An 18,113-nucleotide genomic window follows, 5' to 3' on the forward strand; every position below is an offset into this window, starting at 1 on the left:
GTCCACTAAGGAGTCGATGCTGTCTAAACCTGCGTTTTCAGCTAAGGTTTTTGGTACGATTTCTAAAGCTTCTGCAAATGCGTTTACAGCTAATTGTTCCCTACCAGAAATGGATTCTGCGTAGTCTTTGAGTTTTTTAGCCATTGCGATTTCAGGAGCTCCTCCACCAGCAACAACTTTGTCGTCTTCTACGGTAGCTGCTACTACACCGATTGCATCTTCGATTGCTCTTACGATTTCGTCAACGATGTGTTTGGTACTTCCTCTTACGAATAAGGTTACGGATTTTGCACCTGAACATTCTTCTACGAAAATCATTTCTTCACCGGAGATTTTTCTTTCTTCTACGGTTCCAGCAATACCTAAGTCGTCAGCGGTTAAGTCATCTAAGTTGGTGATGACGCTAGCGCCGGTTGCTCTGGATAATTTTTCGATGTCAGATTTTTTAACTCTTCTTACTGCTAAAACACCAGATTTGGATAAGTAGTGTTGTGCTAAGTCATCGATACCTTTTTGTGCGAATAATACGTTTGCTCCAGCATCAACGATTTTGTTGACCATGTCTTTGACCATTTTTTCTTCTTGTTCGATGAAAGCTTGCATTTGAGCAGGATCGGTAATTGTAATTTCAGCATCCATTTCGGTTTCTTTAACTTCTAATGGAGTGTTGATTAATGCGATTTTTGCGTCTTTGATTTCAGATGGCATACCTGGGTGTACTCTTTCTTTGTCAATGATTACCCCTTCAACTAAGTTGGATTCTTCAACAACAGCTCCATCTTTTTTCTCGATTTTGATGTTGTCAGTGTCAACTGTGCCGTCTTCTTCTGCTACAGCTTCTACAGCTTCTACGATTAATTTTGCTAATGGTTCACGTGCAGCTTCGGTTCCTTTACCGGTCATAGCGGTCATAGCTACTTTGAGTAAGATTTCGGAATCGACATCATCAATTGCAATTTGGTCTAAGATTTCTTGTGCTTTTTCTGCTGCTTTTCTGTATCCCATAGCAATGATAGTTGGGTGAATGTCAGAGTCTAATAATCCTTCGGATTTTTTTAATAATTCTCCAGCAATGATAACTGCAGTAGTAGTTCCGTCACCGACTTCGTCTTCTTGGGTTTTTGCTACTTCTACGAGCATTTTTGCTGCTGGGTGTTCAATATCCATTTCTTTTAAGATAGTTACACCGTCGTTGGTTACTACAATGTCTCCAAGTCCGTCAACTAACATTTTGTCCATTCCTTTTGGACCTAAAGTTGTTCTTACAGTTTCAGCTAATACTTTACCAGCTAAAATGTTATTTCTTTGAGCATCTCTGCCGACAGACCTGTTGGTACCTTCCGGTAAAATAAAAATTGGTTGTCCTTGTGCCATAAATAATCACCTTTTTTTAATTTTTAAATAATTAGATCAGTTTTATAATATCAACATGAGAAAATAAGTTTTAGTGTTGACAAAACCTTTCTACTTAATACATGAGTTTGAGGTTATATAAATACTTTGTGGTATAAAGTAAATTCAAGTAAGAAAAAGATTAGAAAGGAAAAATGCAATGAAAATATCTTCCACTATTATCAAAATCTTGACTGATTATATTGAAAGTTGCACCACAACCTATAAAATTATCAATAGGAAACTTAACTAAATGGAATGTGGACTGTAAAATTTGAGAATAATATTAATGTAGATAGATGTTGGCATTAAAATAATAAGAAAAATAAAAAAAGAGTATTAGGTAGAGTTATCTACCTTGTTTTTTCTCCAACCTGAATGGAGGAGTGGTCTCTTGAGTTTCATAAGCTTCCTGTTCTTCCTGCAATTCATTGAAGAAATCATTGATTTCTTCCAATCTTTTAATCTTATCATCTTTTCTTTGAAGCTCATTTTGAAGTCTCAAGTAATCTTCACGTGAAACAGTTTGTTCCTTCAAATAGCGAAGTTCGCTTTCACGGGCATTAAGCTCATTTTGCAATTGATTTTGAAGATTAACATAATCCTCTTTAGGAATAGATCTTTCTCTTAGATATTTAATTTCACTATCCCTTGCATCAATTTCATTGTCAAATCTGGTTTTAAGGGAAATGTAATCTTCTTTAGGAACTGTATTTTCTTGCAGACTCATAATCTGATTATCTAATGTCTTAATTTCGGAATCGAATTTGGACTGCAAATCATCATACTCAGCTTTAGGGATAGTTTCCTGTCTTAAATTATCAATCTCGACATTCATAGCATTGAGTTCAGATTCGAATTGAGTTTGAAGGGATATATATTCATCTTTAGGAATTGTTTGCTGTTTTAAAATATCTAACTCACCATTAATCTGCTCAATTTCACTTTCCTTAATGCGAATCTCATTATTTTTAAGCTCAATCTGTTTTTCAAGCTCCAAAATTTGCGCCTGTGATTCCACATCATTTTCTAATTTGAGCACTTTGATTTTATATTCATCAATAGTTCTAGAAAGAGTATTAATTTGGGCTTCTTTTTCTGCAATACTTCTGTAAGACTCATTTAATCTTTCATTAACATCAGACAACTCTTTTTTCTTATAATCACGGAGCTGTTCTGCAAAATATTCTTTAATTTCGTCAAGAGAATTGTTTACATAATCAAGTTCATAGATCCTATCTTCCTGATTCTTGATTAGAATGTCTTTCTCTTGCATCTGTTTTTTCAAAAGATTTATTTCGTCTTCAGCTTTAAATTTAATAACAGAAACTTCTTTTTCCTTATCTACAATGTCTTGTTCGAGTTCTTTTATCCTTTGCGGAGTGTTATCATTTGCCCGTTCCACTTCAAGCTCAGTTAATTCATATTTTAGTTGATTAAGCTCTAATAGGCAAGACCGAATTAAAGATTGTAGAGTATCTTTTTCAGCATCAATTCCTATTTCCATTTTATCCCTTAGTTAACATTTTATCCCAATATCGATTTCAAATTATTAATTTTTTATTAATTTGAAAACTCCGATATATTGTACAATATAATTCCTTGATATAAAATATTTCTTTTATACTATTTAAATTAAACCCTTAAATTAACTAAAAAATAAAACAAATAACATATAGAAAACAAATAGAAAAATAGGAAAAAATTAAAAAAAATAAAAAAAATAAATGGATAAAATTAGAGTATTTTATCATTTATCAATTCAGCATTCAATATTGATGCTCCAGCAGCACCACGAATAGTATTGTGGCCAACTAAAACATATTTGAAACTATTGTCAAATGCAGCATCTTTTCTGAGTCTACCAACAGTAACGGCCATACCATTACTTGCATTTCTATCCATTCTTGGCTGTGGTCTATCTGATTCTTCTTTAACAATAACCGGATTTTCAGGAGCTGAGAATAAATTTAATTCTTGTGGCAAACCTTTAAAGTTTGACATTTTATCAGCCACATCCGCAATGTCAAAATTATCTGCCAATTCAATAAATACCGCTTCAGTATGACCATCAATAACAGGCACCCTATGACAAGATGCGCTTAATTTGAAATCTGCATTGATTACATCATTACCATCATATTTACCCAACAGATATAATGATTCGCTTTCCATTTTTTCTTCTTCCCCACCAATGTAAGGAACAAGATTATCAACAATAGCCATAGATGGAACGCCATTATAACCTGCACCGGATACAGCTTGCATGGTTGACACTCTAACTGATTTAACATCAAAATTATCAACAATAGGTTTTAATGTTAATGCAAGAGCAATAGTTGAACAGTTTGGATTAGTTACAATGAATCCATCCCAATCATTTTCCTTTTGCTGAGCATCTATCATGTCTAAACATTCAGGATTGACTTCAGGAATCACTAATGGGATATTTTTCTTCATCCTGTGTGCACTGGCATTACTTGCAACAACATAATCCTTAGCATATTCCTTTTCAACAGTAAGTGCAAAATCAGCTGGAAGAGATGAAAATACAATATCCACATCATCATCCATAGCCTTAGGATCAGTTTCAATAACTTCAATGTCTCTTACAGACTCTGGCATCTCATTATTCATATACCAGGTTGTAGCATCCTCATATCTTTTACCTGCAGATCTGGAAGAGGCCGCAAGTGCAGTCACTTTAAAATCTGGATGATTTTCAAGCAATTGAATAAATCTTTGACCAACCATTCCAGTTGCGCCAAGTACTCCTACATTTACCATATTTAACACCTATTCTAATCCTAAAACATCATTCATACTGCTGACAATACCTTTTTCAGCATTTGGAATGTATCTGATAGCTCTGATTACACCTGCAATAAATACCTCTCTTGTATGTGCCTGGTGTTTGAGCTCTAATCTTTCACCATCTCCCACAAACATTACAGTGTGGTCTCCAACAATGTCTCCACCACGGATAGCATGAACACCGATTTCTTCAGGAGTTCTTTTTCCGACCAGACCGTGTCTGCCGTAAACTCCAACCTCTTCAGTGTCACGACCAAGCTCTTCAGCTATTACTTCAAAAGCGGTCATAGCTGTTCCTGAAGGAGCATCCTTTTTCTGATTGTGGTGAGCTTCGATAATTTCAATATCAAAATCATATAATAATGGAGCCAATTTCTTTAAAGTATTGAAGAATACGTTTACTCCAATAGCCATATTTGATGAAATGACCGCAGGAACATTGTTATCTTTAACGTTTTGAATGTTTGACTGCATCTGTTCATCACTGAATCCTGTAGTTCCAACAACTATGCCCACTCCACAGGATGTTGCGGTTTTAATTGTTTCTACAGCTGCGTGAGCAATTGTAAAATCAACCAAAACATCAGGTTTTGATGCCTTTAATGTTTCTTCCAAATTTTCGGAGCCAGTAATTTCAACTCCAAGTTCGTCGATTCCAGCCTGAAGACCCGCATCTTTACCTGCTAATGGAGTGTTTGGCATTTCAATAGCTGCAACTACTTCCATATCTTCTTGTTCTGTAATTTTTCTAATAATTCCGGAGCCCATTCTTCCTGCGGCTCCAGTTACTGCTACTCTAATCATATTATTACCTAATTAAATTAATTCTGAATCTTTTAATGCTTTTTTAAGAATTTCAAGATTTTCCGGTTTCATTTCAGTTAAAGGTTGTCTTAAAGGTCCGGATGGTAATCCCATAAGATTCATTGCAGTTTTGACAGGTACAGGATTACTTTCGATGAATAATGCCCTGATTAATTCGACCATTTCATAGTGAAGTTCCATTGCTCTTGTGTAATCATCATTCAAAACACTGTCAACCATCAAGACCATTCTTCTTGCGTCAATATTTGCAGAAGCTGAAATTACCCCAGTTGCACCGACTGCCATGAGAGGCAGGGTCAATGAGTCTTCACCTGAAAGGATGTTGAAGTCATCTTCAAGTCCTTCATGGGTAAGTGCCCTGTAAATGTCTGACACTTTGTCAACGCTTCCGCTAGCTTCTTTAACAGCATCAATACCATCAACTTTTGCCAATTCGACAATTGTTTCAACGTCCATGTTTATTCCAGTACGTGAAGGTACATTATATAATATAATTGGAATATCAGCCGCTTCAGCAACTGTTGTATAATGTTCAATCAAAGCATGCTGTTGTGGTTTATTATAATACGGAGTGATTAATAATGCAGAGTCAGCTCCAGCATCTAAGGCATATTTTGTTAAGGAAATAGCTTCTGAAGTTGCATTACTTCCGGTTCCTGCTATAGTTTCGACTCTTCCATTGACTTCATCAACAAGGATGTCAATGATTCTTTGATGTTCTTCATGATTTACTGTAGCAGATTCACCGGTGGTACCTGCACCAACCAAACCTGATACGCCCTTATCGATTAGATAATTTATATTTGACCTAAAACCTTCTTCATCAATTTCTTTATCTTTTGTGAATGGGGTTACCATTGCAACATATGTTCCTTCAAATTTCATTCTAAAACCTCGTTAATTAATTCACGTGCTTTTTCACCATCTTCCCAGTTGACAAATAGTACGATCGCTGTTTGTGATGAAATAATCTCGACAATATTGATTTCATTTTTTCTAAGTGGTTCTGTAATATCTGAAATTATTCCCGGAGTGTCAATAATATCAGGACTTACAAATGTAATCATTGCTGTGTCTCTTCCCAATGATAGAGAACTTAATACATCAGTTTCTACAACAACCTGATGCAATAAATGATATGCCTTGTTGGAATCTGATTTATCCACAAATGTTGTAATTGAATTCTGACCTGCTGAAATACCGAAAATATTAATATCTGAATCAGCAAGGCTTCCAGATAACTGAGCAATCAATCCGGTTTTTTTAAGCATTGCTTCACCAACAATGGCTATAAGTGAAATAGGGTTATTATACATAGTTACACACTTCAACATGTCTCCTTCAAAAGGGCCAACAATACGTGTTCCCTTTGAAGACAAGTCTCCATGAGCGAAATTGATAATCTTTGCAGAAATGGATGGATCTTTATATTTTAATGCATGAGGGTGCAGGACCTGCGCTCCATGAGTGGCCAAATCCCTCATTTCCTCAACTGATATCTCATCTAACAATTGAGCCTCTTCAATTTTATTAGGATCAGTTGACATTACGCCCTCCACATCGGTTACGATGACAACTTCAGTTGCATCCAAACAGTGCCCGAGAAGGAATGCTGTAATGTCACTTCCACCCCTTCCGAGAGTGGTGACTTCGCCGCTTGGACCCTGGCCTAAAAATCCACAAACAACCGGTATAATTCCTTGGTTGACAAGATTCTTAATACCTTCTGCCTTTTTAGTGGTGGTATTAAAATCAATGCTTGCCTCTAAGGAATTGGAGTCAGTTACAATTGGCCATAATTCATGATATGGATCAATATATTCTGACTTGACGCCTAAAGATTCAATAGTTGCTGAAAATAATCTAACACTAGTTAATTCACCCATGGCCATTATTTCTGCCTTCTGCTTATCGGTCAAACTAGCGCCAACAGCTTCATCAGATAATCCGATGAGTTCATCAGTAGTCTTGTTTACTGCTGAAACAACTACTACTACCTGATTTCCTTTCATATACTCATTTACAACGGACTGCGCCGCTTTTTTAATCCTGGAACCATCACCAACCGAGGTTCCACCAAATTTTGCTACTATCAAATCCATTAAGTTCACCTATTTCTTAAAAAGTATTCATGGAAATTTTGTTCAGCATATCAACTAAACAAAATATTCATATATATTTCTATTTAATCGTATTAATATACTTTAATTAAAATATCAATGTAGATAATTAAAAAGATGTAAATTAAAAAAAAGAGTTTTATAAAAAAAGAGTAAAAAAAATATGAAAAAAGCTTAGTCTTGGGTTTGTTCTAACCTTACAAGCCTTGTAACATATCCTGCAATTTTATTTCTTAAATGTTTAGTACTTACAGTAGAGTATTCTTGTACTAATTTTTTATTTTCTTCAAAATCAGTAGTGAAAACACCTTTGTGAGTTTCAATAAGTTCTTTTGCTAAACGTTTAACAAATGAAGTTCTAATATTGCCCATCAACATTCCTCCTTAAAATTTTTTTCTGCTCATTCTTACTTAAAATTGTTAGCATATCTACGATTTGATCAATAATATCAACATCAAGATCATTTTCCCGAGCCCAACTCCTGATTTTGTCATGAACAATCTTTTCACGATTTTCATCATAAATTGGCATTCCAAGATATTCCTTGGAAAAGACAATATCACTTGCAAGAGCTGTTCTCTCAGAAATTAAATCAAATAACTCATTATCAATTTCATCAATACGCTTTCTTGATTCTTCGAGAAGTATTTTAGCTTCTTTTTCATTTTCAAAAGATATTTCGTTATTTTTACTTTTCAAAAAATCACCAAATTGATAATAATATAATTTATTAAAATCATAGTATATAAACTATATGTTTATTTTTTAAATTACGGTAAAAAAAACTATTTGATTACAGCAAACAACATCCATCATTGTCAACGACAGTTTCGATTACCCTTCCCTCATATCTGCTCCATGCATCCTGGACATCACCTGTTGAATTTTCATCAACAACTGCAAAAAAGGCAGATCCTGTCCCTGACAGGCCTGATGCAAATGCTCCTGCCTGCAGAGCGTCAATTGCGATTGATGAATTGAAGCCTAAGGTGGATGCATAAATCAAACCGTTCAAGTTGATTGCCTTGAAATAATCCTTTTTGGATGCAAAATCATATGCGGTTTCAACCAATGGAGAGAGAACTTTCATACGTTCGACATCCGAATCGCCGGATTTTGAATGGAAATTAGGCATGTATATTAGAATATCATATTCATCCATCTTTTCCTTAATGATGAATTTCCTATTTTTATTGTCGGTTACAACAACCCCTCCAAAGTATGAAGCTGTTGCATCATCAAAAGAACCGGTAATTGTAACGCCTGCATCAAGAGAGGCATCAATCGCCATATTGATTACTTCCAAGTCACTGAGATGATTTAAATCAAATTCCTCTGCGACAATTTCAGATGTGACTTTTACAATGGCATTTGAGGAAGCACTGCTGCTGGAAAGACCTGAAGCCATAGGCAAGCTGGATTCTGTCTTCAGACTGATTCCAAAATCATTTTCATCAATATCATAATGGTCAAATACCTTCTGAACACACAAATCCATTAATCCTGTGTCTGCACCAACATCATTGGAGCATTCAATGCCGTTTGAAATTGATTTTGCTTCACATCTGATGTCCAAACCTATTCCGAATGCTGAACCGAAACCCGTGGCAATCGCATTGATTATTGTTGCTGAACCTGGAGACCTTACTATCTTTTTCATTGTTTAAGCTCCTCATATGGAATGTCAACTACAGAAAAATCCAATGCCCTGTTTCTTGCATTCATAGATAAAATAAGCCTTAAGTTTTCATCATTAATCATCCTATCGACTGCCATAGCAATTGAAGAAACCTTAGTTGGATCAATCAGCATCCCAACATCATCAGTGATAATTTCACTAATTCCTCCAACATCACTTCCAATAACCGGTTTGCCACATGCCAATGCTTCAATCAATACCAAACCGAAGCTTTCGGAAAATGACGGCAAGATCAAAACATCACAGCTTGGGATGATGTCCTCCACATCATCGCGAGAGCCGGTAAATATCACATCACGGATGTGTTCCTCTTCAACTTTCTTTGTGAGCTTTTTAAATAAAGGGCCGTCTCCAACAACAACCAGGTAATAGTCACTGTTTGCGACTTTTTTGGCTTCGAGAAGTGAATCGACATTCTTCCTTTTAATCAGGTTGCCGACAAAAAGAACAATAGGCTTATCTTCAAGTTTATATTCTTTTTTAAATGAATCATTAGATTTGGTTGAAAATCTATTGATGTCAACGGAGTTCCATGAAAGTTTGGTTTTGTTGGCTATTCCCACAACGCCTGTTGCAATTATTTCATGTCTTAATGCATTGCTTACTGCAAAAACACCATCTGCATCTGCCAATACCTTTCTGATTGTAGAACGCATGAAAGACTGATTCTTATACAATTCAAACATGTCTGAACCGTGTGCAGTGACATAGGTTTTAATATTATGTTTTTTCCCAACTTCAACTGCAGCGGCTCCGGCAGGGTACAAGTAATGGCCATGAATAATATCGATGTCTTCGGTTTCCAAAAGATTTTCCAATGCCTTTTTAGCATTCTTCTTAAACATCAATCCTCTAACGCCTTTAATGCTAAGTCCTTTTGTTGGAATGACATGAATTCCATCAATATCCTTGATTTCCTTGTGAGGATAAGTAACTACATAAACCTCATGGCCCATCTCAACCAATCTTTTTGATAAGGTATGAATATGAACACCAACCCCTCCGACATGTGGAGGGAACTGACCAACCATAGCTATTTTCATAAAATAAAACTCCAAAATTCACTATAATTATATAATGAGATTATTGTTTAAATAATTAATTCAAGTTATAATTATTTTTTAACAGATTCTTAAAATCACATCAACTATATCAAAATCATCACCAAATGACAACATCTTAGGCAGGTTATTTTCTTTCAATTTCAAGTTATAGGCAGTTTTAATCATTTATACCCGCCGAAATCAAATAAAAAAAAGCATAATCATTTGAAAAAAATATAATTATCTTTTAGTGACAATTTCCATATTATCGTTTAAGAAATTTCCTTCCATATCAACCAGAAACACATTCAAATCCAAATCAAAGCGCTGTTTGCATCTGTCTTTGATTGCATTTGCAATGCTGTTTGAAACTTCAACTGAAACATCAAGTTCATTTAGGATATCCATCATGTCATCGGTTGTTTTGGAATCAAACAATCTTTGAAGGTCTTTCTGGCCAACCCCGCAGATTCCAGCATGGGCAACCATTATTTCACGTCTGCCGTCGGCAACGGCATGTTTGGTGTTGAATAATCCTCCGGCAACCTTAATCAACTTGCCCATATGTCCAAAGAATGTGAATTCAGTAATTCCCCTTTTTTCAGCCTCTTCAAACATGAACCCTACATAATTACCAGTTTGAACAATCTGCTCCTTGGTAACATCTAATTTTTTCAATGCCAATTTTTCACCGATGTTGCCTGGAACAAAAACTAGATTGTCAATGTTTGAAGCCAATGCAACATCCAATTGTGTAACGATGGAATTCTTGTATGCCTCACTGGACATTGACCTTGCAATGCCAGTGGTTCCCAAAACGGATATTCCACCAACGATTCCCAACTTAGGGTTCATTGTCTTTTTGGCTATCTTTTCACCTTCAGGAATGGAAATGGTAACCTTTGCGACTTTGCCTTCAGGTATCTTATCCTTCAGGTTTTTTAAAATCATACTGCGAGGAACCGGATTTATAGCATAATCCCCAACAGGAATCTGAAGGCCCGGCTTTGTGATTATGCCCACACCTTCCCCGCCGGTAATGACAACATCATCCTCACCGGTTTTATCAAATATTTCAACAGTTGACACGATAGCAAGGTCAACCGTAACATCAGGATCATTATATGGGTTCTTATGAGCTACAGCATATGCTTTGGTTGGTGAAAGCTTCTTGCATTCATCGATGATGATGTCCAAAGTCTTCTTGGGGGTTTCGACCTTAACGCATGCGATATCGGAAGTGTCCAAAATTGCATCCAAAGCGGCCAGAGAACAAGCAGTAGCTATTGTTCCGGTTGTAACACCCATATAATTATCATTAATCATTTTAAAAATAAAAAAAGAGAGAATCTATAATTTAGATTCAAGTGCATCAATCAATTCGTCTTCAGAAGGAGCGCCTACGAAGGTTACTTCACCATCAATTACAATTGTAGGAACTGCCATGATTTGATAATCAACTGCTCTTTGTCTGTATTCTGGGTGTTCCGGATCATCAATTTTAATTGCTTCTACATCAATTGCTTCACCCAATTTATCTTTAGCTTTTTCTGCCGCATCAATTGCAGCTGGGCAGTGTGGACAGGTACTAGTTGAAAATACTTCTACTTTAATTGCCATAATTTATGTCTCCTTTAAAAAGTTAATTTGTAAATATTTTATAATTTAGTTATATATAATTGTTACCCAAATACTTTTCAAATGCTCTCTGGAAATATTTAATATATATTAAGAAAATAAAAATTAAATGATTAAAATGGAAAATTTAAGAGACGACATCAAAACAATAATTAACAGTGCTTACCCTTACATTGAAGAGTTCAATCCTGCTCAAAAAGCGGTGATTGAATCAGGTTATCTGGAAGACAAATCAAATTATATTATCTGCATTCCAACAGCAAGCGGTAAAACAGTTCTGGGAGTGTTGCCTGCCCTGAAGACAATACTTGATGGCGGAAAGGCAGTATATGCAGCACCACTGCTTTCAATTCAAAACGAAAAAGTTAAAGAGTTCAAGGCTTTTGAGGAACATGGAATCAGTGTCGGAAAGCATCCTGCAAGTTCTGATTTGTCAGTCATGGTTTTTGAATCATTTGACGCACTTACAAGATTTTCCTGGAACACACTAAGGGATGTCGACACATTAATAATTGATGAGTTCCATATGATTGGGGAATTCACAAGAGGTCCTACTCTTGAAGCTGCAATAACAAGGGCTAAAATCATAAATCCATCTATGAGAATAATCGCGCTATCCGCTACATTAAGGAATATTGAAGAAATCGAAGGATGGCTTGAAGGAAAATGCGTTGAGCATGACTATAGGCCCGTGCCGTTGCATAAGGAAGTATTGGATGCAGAGATGTTCAATACAAAAAACAAAAACGATGTCATTGTAAAGGTGCTGGAAAAATCAATCAAAGATTCATCACAGGCATTGGCTTTTGTTTCAACAAGAAGATTTACTGAAAGCCTTGCAACATACGTTTCCAAAAAGATTGACAAAAAGATTAATGTAAAGCAAAGGGAAAGCTTTAAAGAGGTTGCGGAAAAAATACTTGACGTTCCAAAAAGAAAGGGTTCACTTCCAACAACAACATGTCTCAAATTGGCCGAAAGCATAGAGCATGGAGTGGCATTCCACCATGCAGGCCTTTTCAATGAACAGAAGGAAATTATTGAAGACGAATTCAGAAACGGAAATATCTTGATGATTACTGCAACCCCGAGTTTGATGTATGGAGTCAACCTGCCTTCAAAGACTGTTGTCATAAGGGACAATACCCGCTGGACCGCCCAGGGTCCTCAGCCGATTCCAGTCTTTGATTATGAGCAGATGTCCGGAAGAGCCGGAAGGCCACAGTACGATGATGTTGGATACTCATATCTGATTGCAAAAACAATGGATGAAGCCATGAACCTGGAGGCATACTATATCGATGGTGAAATTGAATTAACCAATTCAAAGCTTGTTGACAACAAGGATGCCATCTTAAAGCAGATCATTGCCCAAATCGCTTCAACACTATCCAAAAATCTGGATGAATTGACTGAATTTTTCTCAAAAACATTATATGGATACCAAATGGCAAACAATCCTTCAATGGCTATGTTTGCTGCCGACAGCATAAGATATGAACTTGAAAATTCCTTGGAATTCCTGCTTCAAAATGGAATAATAAGGGCAACCCCGGAAGGATTAAAAACAACTGATTTTGGAAGCTTAATTGCCAAATCCAATTATTCTGTTGAAACTGCAGTCAAAATCAAGGAATACATTTCAGGAATTACAGAAATCAATGTCAATGAATTCATATATGCATTATGTGAAACACCTGACGTGCCACTGATTTCATTCAAGGGCAGAAAATCAAAAGATCCTGTTCGCGAAAAATTATCTGAAGCAGGGCTGTTTGCAGTCGATATCGGCAATCCTGAAGCGACTGCAGTATCATTGATGGAGTGGATTGACGAGAGAAACGAATATGAAATTGAAAACAGGTACAGCGTCTATTCCGCTTCAACCAGAAGATCTGCCTATGAAGCATCACGACTTGTCAAATTCGCAAAGGACACTTCAGAAGTCCTAGGCAACTATTCCAACTTAAAAGACTTTGACATCCTATCTGCCAGATTATACTATGGCGTGAAAGAAGACATTATTCCTCTGGTCGTCAGCGTTAAACGACTCGGAAGAAAAAGAGCAAGAAATCTGGTCAAAATCTTTGGAAATGATTTGAGTGGTGTTTCTGAAAATGAGTTACAAAAAGTAGAAGGAATCGGTCCTAAATTAGCAGAAAAAATCAGATTGTTCGCAAATAAATAAAAAAGGTGGGATTTAACCTCCACCTTCAGCAACACTGGAATCCATTTGCATGTCTTCCAATGCAGTTGCTTTTTCTTTCATTGCTTCGACATCAATATCCTGATTGTCTCTATCATCATATAGAGTGGATGTCTTAATGTCCTTATCATCAAGCAATTCAACTAAATTAGAACGATACCATAATTCGGTTTTATCGAGTTTTACCCATTCCATGCCATCCTGTGTTTTAATGTCAACAACCTTTCCGATTGTTCCGGTATCCACATATCTGACATAGGAATCAAGAGCAATTTCTAATCCTCTTGCATCAAAAACCATTTTAATACCTATTTATTCTTCTTCGCCTTCAATTTCTATTTCAACGGTTTCAGCTTCTTCTTCAACTTCTTCTTCTTTGGTGATTTCTTTGTTTAAGATAATGTATGCACCGATAGTTGCAATATCTTCGAAAGAGATTTCAAGTTCGTCTTTAGAGAAGATATTTTTTTGTAAGGTTAAAGTAATAGTTTCGATTTTACCAGTTTCAGTGTTAAAATCAAGATTTTCAACTTTACCTACTACATTTGCATTTTTATCTAAAACGGTTGATCCGATAAATTGTCTTACTTGCATTTTTTCACCTCATAAAATATGTTATTAATATATATTTTATTTCATTAAGTATTTAAATAACACCAGTATATAAAGTTAACTATTGTAGTTATGGTGAAATAAAATGGAAAAAGCATGTAGAATAATTATTAATGATATCCTTGATGGCAAAATCACAACTCGAAGGGAACTTGAAGTCGAAAAAAGGCAGCTGTGCCGTGACTTGAAGCTATCCAAGTTCATGAGCAATGCAGATATTTTAGAATATGCAAAACCTGAAGAAAAGGAAATCGTTTCGGGGATTGTGAAGAAAAAACCTACCCGGACAATGTCCGGAGTTGCAATTGTTGCAGTCATGTGCCATCCCCACAAATGCCCTCATGGAAGATGCTTCTATTGTCCGGAAAGCGATATTGCACCACCGAGCTACACCGGAGAAGAGCCTGCAGCACTTAGGGGCAGAATGTATGAATATCATCCATATGTCCAATGTTTCAATAGATTGAAACAGCTTAAAAAAATCGGCCATCCAATCGATAAGGTTGAATTGATTATCATGGGCGGAACCTTCCCTTCAAGGGACTTGTGCTATCAGCAATGGTTTGTATCACAGTGCCTCAAGGCAATGTGTGATTTTGGACTGATAATGGAAAACAAACCAACAAATTACGATTATAATCTTGACTATGAAGAGATAAGGTCTTTTGAAGATGGAGTGTTGAAGACTTACCCTCCAAATGATTATGTCCTGATTGATGAAGCTCAAAGGGTCAATGAGAATTCAAAAGTCAGATGTGTCGGCATGACTTTTGAAACACGACCTGATTACTGCAAAAAAGAGCATATCAACAGGATGCTTGATTTTGGAGTTACAAGAGTGGAGCTCGGAGTTCAAACATTATCAGACGAATTATACGCCAAAATCAAGCGCGGCCATACAATAGCAGATGTCATTGAGGCAAATCAGCTTTTAAGAGATTCAGCCGTTAAAGTGGCCATGCATATGATGCCTGGACTCTTTTCAAACCAGAGCAAAGATTTGAAAATGTTCAAGCAATTGTTCAGTGACGATAATTTCAAACCGGATATGCTCAAAATCTATCCTTGCCTTGTCACTAAGGGAAGCGAACTTTATGATTTGTGGAAAAAGGGAGGATATGAACCATATAACGACGATGAGGCCGTTGAACTGATAACCAAAGTAAAGGCGATTCTTCCGAAATGGGTCAGAACCATGAGGATTCAAAGGGACATTCCGTCAACACTTATTGAAGCCGGAGTCAAGAAATCAAACCTTGGAGAACTGGTTTACAACAACCTCGAAAAGGAGCATATTGACTGCCAGTGCATTCGCTGCCGTGAAATCGGCCATAAGAAAACATCCCGAGAATATACTTTAGATGAATTTGAGCTATTCCGCGAGAACTACACCGCATGCAATGGTGAGGAATATTTCCTGTCAATTGAAGACATTAATGAAGAAAGCATTGCAGGATTCATAAGATTGAGATTGCCTTCCAAAAATCATTTTAGAGATGAAATTACAGACACCACCGCATTAATCCGTGAATTGCATGTTTATGGAAACCTGATTAAGATTGGTGGCAAAAATCCGAAAATCGGTCAACACACAGGATTTGGCGAAAAACTTCTAAAAGAAGCTGAACACATTGCTGTTGACAATGGAAAGGATGAAATGGCAATAATAAGTGGAATAGGCACCAGAAACTACTATCGTAAATTCGGGTATGAAAAAGTCGGGCCTTACATGATGAAGAAGCTGATATGAAAATATTTAAATATAATGTTCGTACATATACTAACTAATTGAGAGAGTGATATTATGGTTTATAATATAAAAAATTCAAAACAATTGGCAAGCCTAATAAATTACACCAATTTGAATAACATGATCACTGAAAGTGAAATGAGGGAATTTCTCGAAAAAGCAAAGGAATTGAACTTCCATTCAGTCGTCATATCACCAACCTACGTGCCATTGGCTAAAGAGATATTGGCTGACACCAACATAAAGGTTGGAAGTGTAGTGGGATTTCCGCTAGGTTTTGAAGACAGCGAAAGTAAAATCGCAGCAGCTCAAGAACTGATTAAAAAAGGAGCAGATGAAATCGAAGTAGTAATAAATTTAAGCTACCTGAAAGACGAAAGGTATGATCTGCTTGAAAATGAAATAAAGCAAATCAAGGAAGTTGTGGGAGACAAAATTTTAAAAGTCGTTATGGAAACCAAAGCATTAGAGGACTATCAAAAGGCAAATGCCGCAAAGGTGGCTGAAAACTCAGGAGCAGACTTCATTAAAAATTCAACAGGATTTGTAAGTCCAAACCACATCTTTGAAAATGTCAATGACATCAACATCATCCAAAAATACGCTCCAAAAATCAAAATCGAAATATATGGTGGCATAAACGAATACAAATTTGCAAACCAGATATTGACCGGAGGGGCAGATTTGATTGGCAGTGACAACGGTTATGAGATAGTCAAAAAATATAAGGAACTAAGAGAAAACACACAAGTAACCCCAAAACCAATCACATTAACAAAAGATTAGATTAAAAAAAAATCCATCACCTTTTTTAATCTATTTAAAAACTATTTTTAAAAAAATCAAACACGAAAATATTCAAGGATTAAGAAAATAAGATAAAATTAAATGCCATGGGCCGGACTTGAACCAGCGACATCTAGATCTTCAGTCTAGCGTTCTCCCATCTGAACTACCATGGCATATGGACCGAACGAGATTCGAACTCCTATACAACATACTATTATTAGATTAAAGTAATATATAAAGTTTTCTTAGTTGGACAGAACAAGTAGTGAAAAAAATAAATTTAAATATAAAATAAAAAAAATTGACCAAGAAAATGGCCAATAGATTTTATTATATAAAGCTTTTTTTGCGAAAATAACTAATTAGTAAATCTATTTGATTGCTAATTTGATATCTTCAGCTTTTACAGTTTTTCTACCAGCGTGGCGTGCGAAATTAACAGCTTTTTGTGCGATTTCGTCACCTTTTTCTTCTAATGCTTCAGCTAATGCAATTTTTGCATCATCACTAATTCTTTGTGCGCCAGCATTTTTTAAGATACGACCGACTGGTGCGATTGGTAATTCACTCATGGTATCGGTAAAACCGAATAATAATCCCTCATATTATACCATAGTAATTGATAGAATATGCTTTCGAATATTAGAAAAAAATATAGATATTACAAAAATTTAAAGGATACAAAATAGCAAGATTATCAAAATAAGAATGATAAGAAAATTAAAAAATTTATCTTACAATAATTCGCTTTTAAGATATGTTGAGGTCGCTTCTGTTATCTTTACATCAACAAATGTTCCTAACTCAACATCATCTATAATAACTGGAATATAAGAATTTGTTTTTGCTATGTATCCACCTTTAGAGCCCTTTTCAATAACAAGCACTTTTTGAATAGAATTAACTAATTCTTTGTTTTCCATTTCAGTTATTTTTTCTTTGATTTGAGATAAAAATTTTGATCTTTTCTTCATGATTTCACGAGGAATCTCAGGCAGTGATGATGAAATCGCTCCTTTCCTGTGCTGATATTTTGATAAATGTATCAGACTAGGTTTGATTTCTTCAAGCAATTTTACAGTTTCATCAAAATCCTCATCACTTTCAGTCGGATAACCCACAATAATATCAGTAGCCAATGTCACATTCGGAATTTCCTCTTTAAATTTTGATACAATATTCTTGTATTGTTCCACTGAATGACCCCTTCTCATTTCAGACAAT

19 protein-coding genes and 1 tRNA gene are annotated in these 18,113 nt (G+C 35.8%); 3 read left to right on the top strand and 17 right to left on the bottom strand.

Features of this window, described 5'->3' with window-relative positions:
* The 12 genes from thsA to QZN27_RS04495 form a co-directional block, all read right to left on the bottom strand.
* On the bottom strand, positions 1 to 1,374 hold a 1,374-nt coding region (thsA, locus tag QZN27_RS04440; protein ID WP_296784222.1), incomplete at its 3' end, for a thermosome subunit alpha.
* Positions 1,375 to 1,741: 367 nt separating this feature from the next.
* Positions 1,742 to 2,899 (bottom strand): glycosyl transferase, encoded by a 1,158-nt coding sequence (locus QZN27_RS04445; protein ID WP_296784226.1) that lies wholly within the window; start codon positions 2,897 to 2,899, stop codon positions 1,742 to 1,744.
* Between the two features lie 230 nt (positions 2,900 to 3,129).
* Positions 3,130 to 4,179: an aspartate-semialdehyde dehydrogenase gene (asd, locus tag QZN27_RS04450; protein WP_296784228.1), complete on the bottom strand. Its 1,050-nt coding sequence runs from the start codon at positions 4,177 to 4,179 to the stop codon at positions 3,130 to 3,132.
* Positions 4,180 to 4,188: 9 nt separating this feature from the next.
* The gene (gene dapB, locus QZN27_RS04455) at positions 4,189 to 5,010 is read right to left on the bottom strand and encodes a 4-hydroxy-tetrahydrodipicolinate reductase (protein WP_296784229.1); all 822 of its coding nucleotides are present in this window, start codon (positions 5,008 to 5,010) and stop codon (positions 4,189 to 4,191) included.
* Positions 5,011 to 5,022: 12 nt separating this feature from the next.
* On the bottom strand, positions 5,023 to 5,916 hold the full coding sequence (gene dapA, locus QZN27_RS04460; protein WP_296784231.1) for a 4-hydroxy-tetrahydrodipicolinate synthase: 894 nt from the start codon (positions 5,914 to 5,916) through the stop codon (positions 5,023 to 5,025).
* On the bottom strand, positions 5,913 to 7,133 hold the full coding sequence (locus tag QZN27_RS04465) for an aspartate kinase (RefSeq protein ID WP_296784235.1): 1,221 nt from the start codon (positions 7,131 to 7,133) through the stop codon (positions 5,913 to 5,915). Before QZN27_RS04465 ends, dapA begins: the two co-directional genes overlap by 4 nt.
* A gap of 192 nt (positions 7,134 to 7,325) precedes the next feature.
* A complete protein-coding gene (locus QZN27_RS04470; protein ID WP_287411096.1) occupies positions 7,326 to 7,523 on the bottom strand; it encodes a 30S ribosomal protein S17e in 198 nt (65 codons plus the stop codon).
* On the bottom strand, positions 7,510 to 7,851 hold the full coding sequence (locus QZN27_RS04475; protein ID WP_296784239.1) for a chorismate mutase: 342 nt from the start codon (positions 7,849 to 7,851) through the stop codon (positions 7,510 to 7,512). Before QZN27_RS04475 ends, QZN27_RS04470 begins: the two co-directional genes overlap by 14 nt.
* Positions 7,852 to 7,945: 94 nt before the next feature.
* On the bottom strand, positions 7,946 to 8,812 hold the full coding sequence (locus QZN27_RS04480; RefSeq protein ID WP_296784241.1) for a shikimate kinase: 867 nt from the start codon (positions 8,810 to 8,812) through the stop codon (positions 7,946 to 7,948).
* Positions 8,809 to 9,894: a glycosyltransferase family 4 protein gene (locus QZN27_RS04485; RefSeq protein WP_296784246.1), complete on the bottom strand. Its 1,086-nt coding sequence runs from the start codon at positions 9,892 to 9,894 to the stop codon at positions 8,809 to 8,811. Before QZN27_RS04485 ends, QZN27_RS04480 begins: the two co-directional genes overlap by 4 nt.
* A gap of 240 nt (positions 9,895 to 10,134) precedes the next feature.
* On the bottom strand, positions 10,135 to 11,220 hold the full coding sequence (gene cbiD / locus QZN27_RS04490; RefSeq protein WP_296784249.1) for a cobalt-precorrin-5B (C(1))-methyltransferase CbiD: 1,086 nt from the start codon (positions 11,218 to 11,220) through the stop codon (positions 10,135 to 10,137).
* Positions 11,221 to 11,244: 24 nt separating this feature from the next.
* Positions 11,245 to 11,514, bottom strand: coding sequence for a thioredoxin family protein (locus tag QZN27_RS04495; protein ID WP_296784250.1), 270 nt, complete (start codon positions 11,512 to 11,514; stop codon positions 11,245 to 11,247).
* A 127-nt stretch (positions 11,515 to 11,641) separates the two neighbouring features.
* On the opposite strand from QZN27_RS04495, the gene QZN27_RS04500 reads away from it, so the two are divergent.
* Entirely contained in the window at positions 11,642 to 13,720 is a 2,079-nt protein-coding gene (locus QZN27_RS04500) for a DEAD/DEAH box helicase (RefSeq protein WP_296784252.1), read from the top strand.
* A gap of 12 nt (positions 13,721 to 13,732) precedes the next feature.
* Here QZN27_RS04500 and QZN27_RS04505 read toward each other — a convergent pair whose 3' ends face one another.
* Entirely contained in the window at positions 13,733 to 14,038 is a 306-nt protein-coding gene (locus tag QZN27_RS04505) for a DUF2098 domain-containing protein (protein WP_296784254.1), read from the bottom strand.
* Positions 14,039 to 14,050: 12 nt separating this feature from the next.
* Positions 14,051 to 14,332 (bottom strand): PRC-barrel domain-containing protein, encoded by a 282-nt coding sequence (locus QZN27_RS04510; RefSeq protein WP_296784256.1) that lies wholly within the window; start codon positions 14,330 to 14,332, stop codon positions 14,051 to 14,053.
* 103 nt (positions 14,333 to 14,435) lie between these two features.
* On the opposite strand from QZN27_RS04510, the gene QZN27_RS04515 reads away from it, so the two are divergent.
* On the top strand, positions 14,436 to 16,100 hold the full coding sequence (locus QZN27_RS04515; protein WP_296784257.1) for a tRNA uridine(34) 5-carboxymethylaminomethyl modification radical SAM/GNAT enzyme Elp3: 1,665 nt from the start codon (positions 14,436 to 14,438) through the stop codon (positions 16,098 to 16,100).
* A 54-nt stretch (positions 16,101 to 16,154) separates the two neighbouring features.
* Entirely contained in the window at positions 16,155 to 16,886 is a 732-nt protein-coding gene (gene deoC, locus QZN27_RS04520) for a deoxyribose-phosphate aldolase (protein WP_296784258.1), read from the top strand.
* A 103-nt stretch (positions 16,887 to 16,989) separates the two neighbouring features.
* On the opposite strand, the gene QZN27_RS04525 is transcribed toward deoC, so the two are convergent.
* The 3 genes from QZN27_RS04525 to QZN27_RS04535 form a co-directional block, all read right to left on the bottom strand.
* Positions 16,990 to 17,062: transfer RNA gene (locus QZN27_RS04525), tRNA-Phe, on the bottom strand.
* A 198-nt stretch (positions 17,063 to 17,260) separates the two neighbouring features.
* A complete protein-coding gene (locus QZN27_RS04530; protein ID WP_042691314.1) occupies positions 17,261 to 17,461 on the bottom strand; it encodes a histone family protein in 201 nt (66 codons plus the stop codon).
* A 162-nt stretch (positions 17,462 to 17,623) separates the two neighbouring features.
* The coding region (locus QZN27_RS04535; protein WP_296784260.1) for a TRAM domain-containing protein at positions 17,624 to 18,113 on the bottom strand (490 nt) is incomplete at its 5' end.

It is taken from the genome of uncultured Methanobrevibacter sp., assembly GCF_900316895.1.
Taxonomy (GTDB): Archaea; Methanobacteriota; Methanobacteria; order Methanobacteriales; family Methanobacteriaceae; genus Methanocatella.

Excerpts from the sequence above, each read along its gene's own strand:
- QZN27_RS04445 (WP_296784226.1), bottom strand. The coding sequence starts at position 2,899 with ATGGAAATAGGAATTGATGCTGAAAAAGATACTCTACAATCTTTAATT.
- asd (WP_296784228.1), bottom strand. The coding sequence starts at position 4,179 with ATGGTAAATGTAGGAGTACTTGGCGCAACTGGAATGGTTGGTCAAAGA.
- dapB (WP_296784229.1), bottom strand. The coding sequence starts at position 5,010 with ATGATTAGAGTAGCAGTAACTGGAGCCGCAGGAAGAATGGGCTCCGGA.
- dapA (WP_296784231.1), bottom strand. The coding sequence starts at position 5,916 with ATGAAATTTGAAGGAACATATGTTGCAATGGTAACCCCATTCACAAAA.
- QZN27_RS04465 (WP_296784235.1), bottom strand. The coding sequence starts at position 7,133 with ATGGATTTGATAGTAGCAAAATTTGGTGGAACCTCGGTTGGTGATGGT.
- QZN27_RS04470 (WP_287411096.1), bottom strand. The coding sequence starts at position 7,523 with ATGGGCAATATTAGAACTTCATTTGTTAAACGTTTAGCAAAAGAACTT.
- QZN27_RS04480 (WP_296784241.1), bottom strand. The coding sequence starts at position 8,812 with ATGAAAAAGATAGTAAGGTCTCCAGGTTCAGCAACAATAATCAATGCG.
- QZN27_RS04485 (WP_296784246.1), bottom strand. The coding sequence starts at position 9,894 with ATGAAAATAGCTATGGTTGGTCAGTTCCCTCCACATGTCGGAGGGGTT.
- cbiD (WP_296784249.1), bottom strand. The coding sequence starts at position 11,220 with ATGATTAATGATAATTATATGGGTGTTACAACCGGAACAATAGCTACT.
- QZN27_RS04495 (WP_296784250.1), bottom strand. The coding sequence starts at position 11,514 with ATGGCAATTAAAGTAGAAGTATTTTCAACTAGTACCTGTCCACACTGC.
- QZN27_RS04500 (WP_296784252.1), top strand. The coding sequence starts at position 11,642 with ATGATTAAAATGGAAAATTTAAGAGACGACATCAAAACAATAATTAAC.
- QZN27_RS04505 (WP_296784254.1), bottom strand. The coding sequence starts at position 14,038 with ATGGTTTTTGATGCAAGAGGATTAGAAATTGCTCTTGATTCCTATGTC.
- QZN27_RS04510 (WP_296784256.1), bottom strand. The coding sequence starts at position 14,332 with ATGCAAGTAAGACAATTTATCGGATCAACCGTTTTAGATAAAAATGCA.
- QZN27_RS04515 (WP_296784257.1), top strand. The coding sequence starts at position 14,436 with ATGGAAAAAGCATGTAGAATAATTATTAATGATATCCTTGATGGCAAA.
- deoC (WP_296784258.1), top strand. The coding sequence starts at position 16,155 with ATGGTTTATAATATAAAAAATTCAAAACAATTGGCAAGCCTAATAAAT.
- QZN27_RS04530 (WP_042691314.1), bottom strand. The coding sequence starts at position 17,461 with ATGAGTGAATTACCAATCGCACCAGTCGGTCGTATCTTAAAAAATGCT.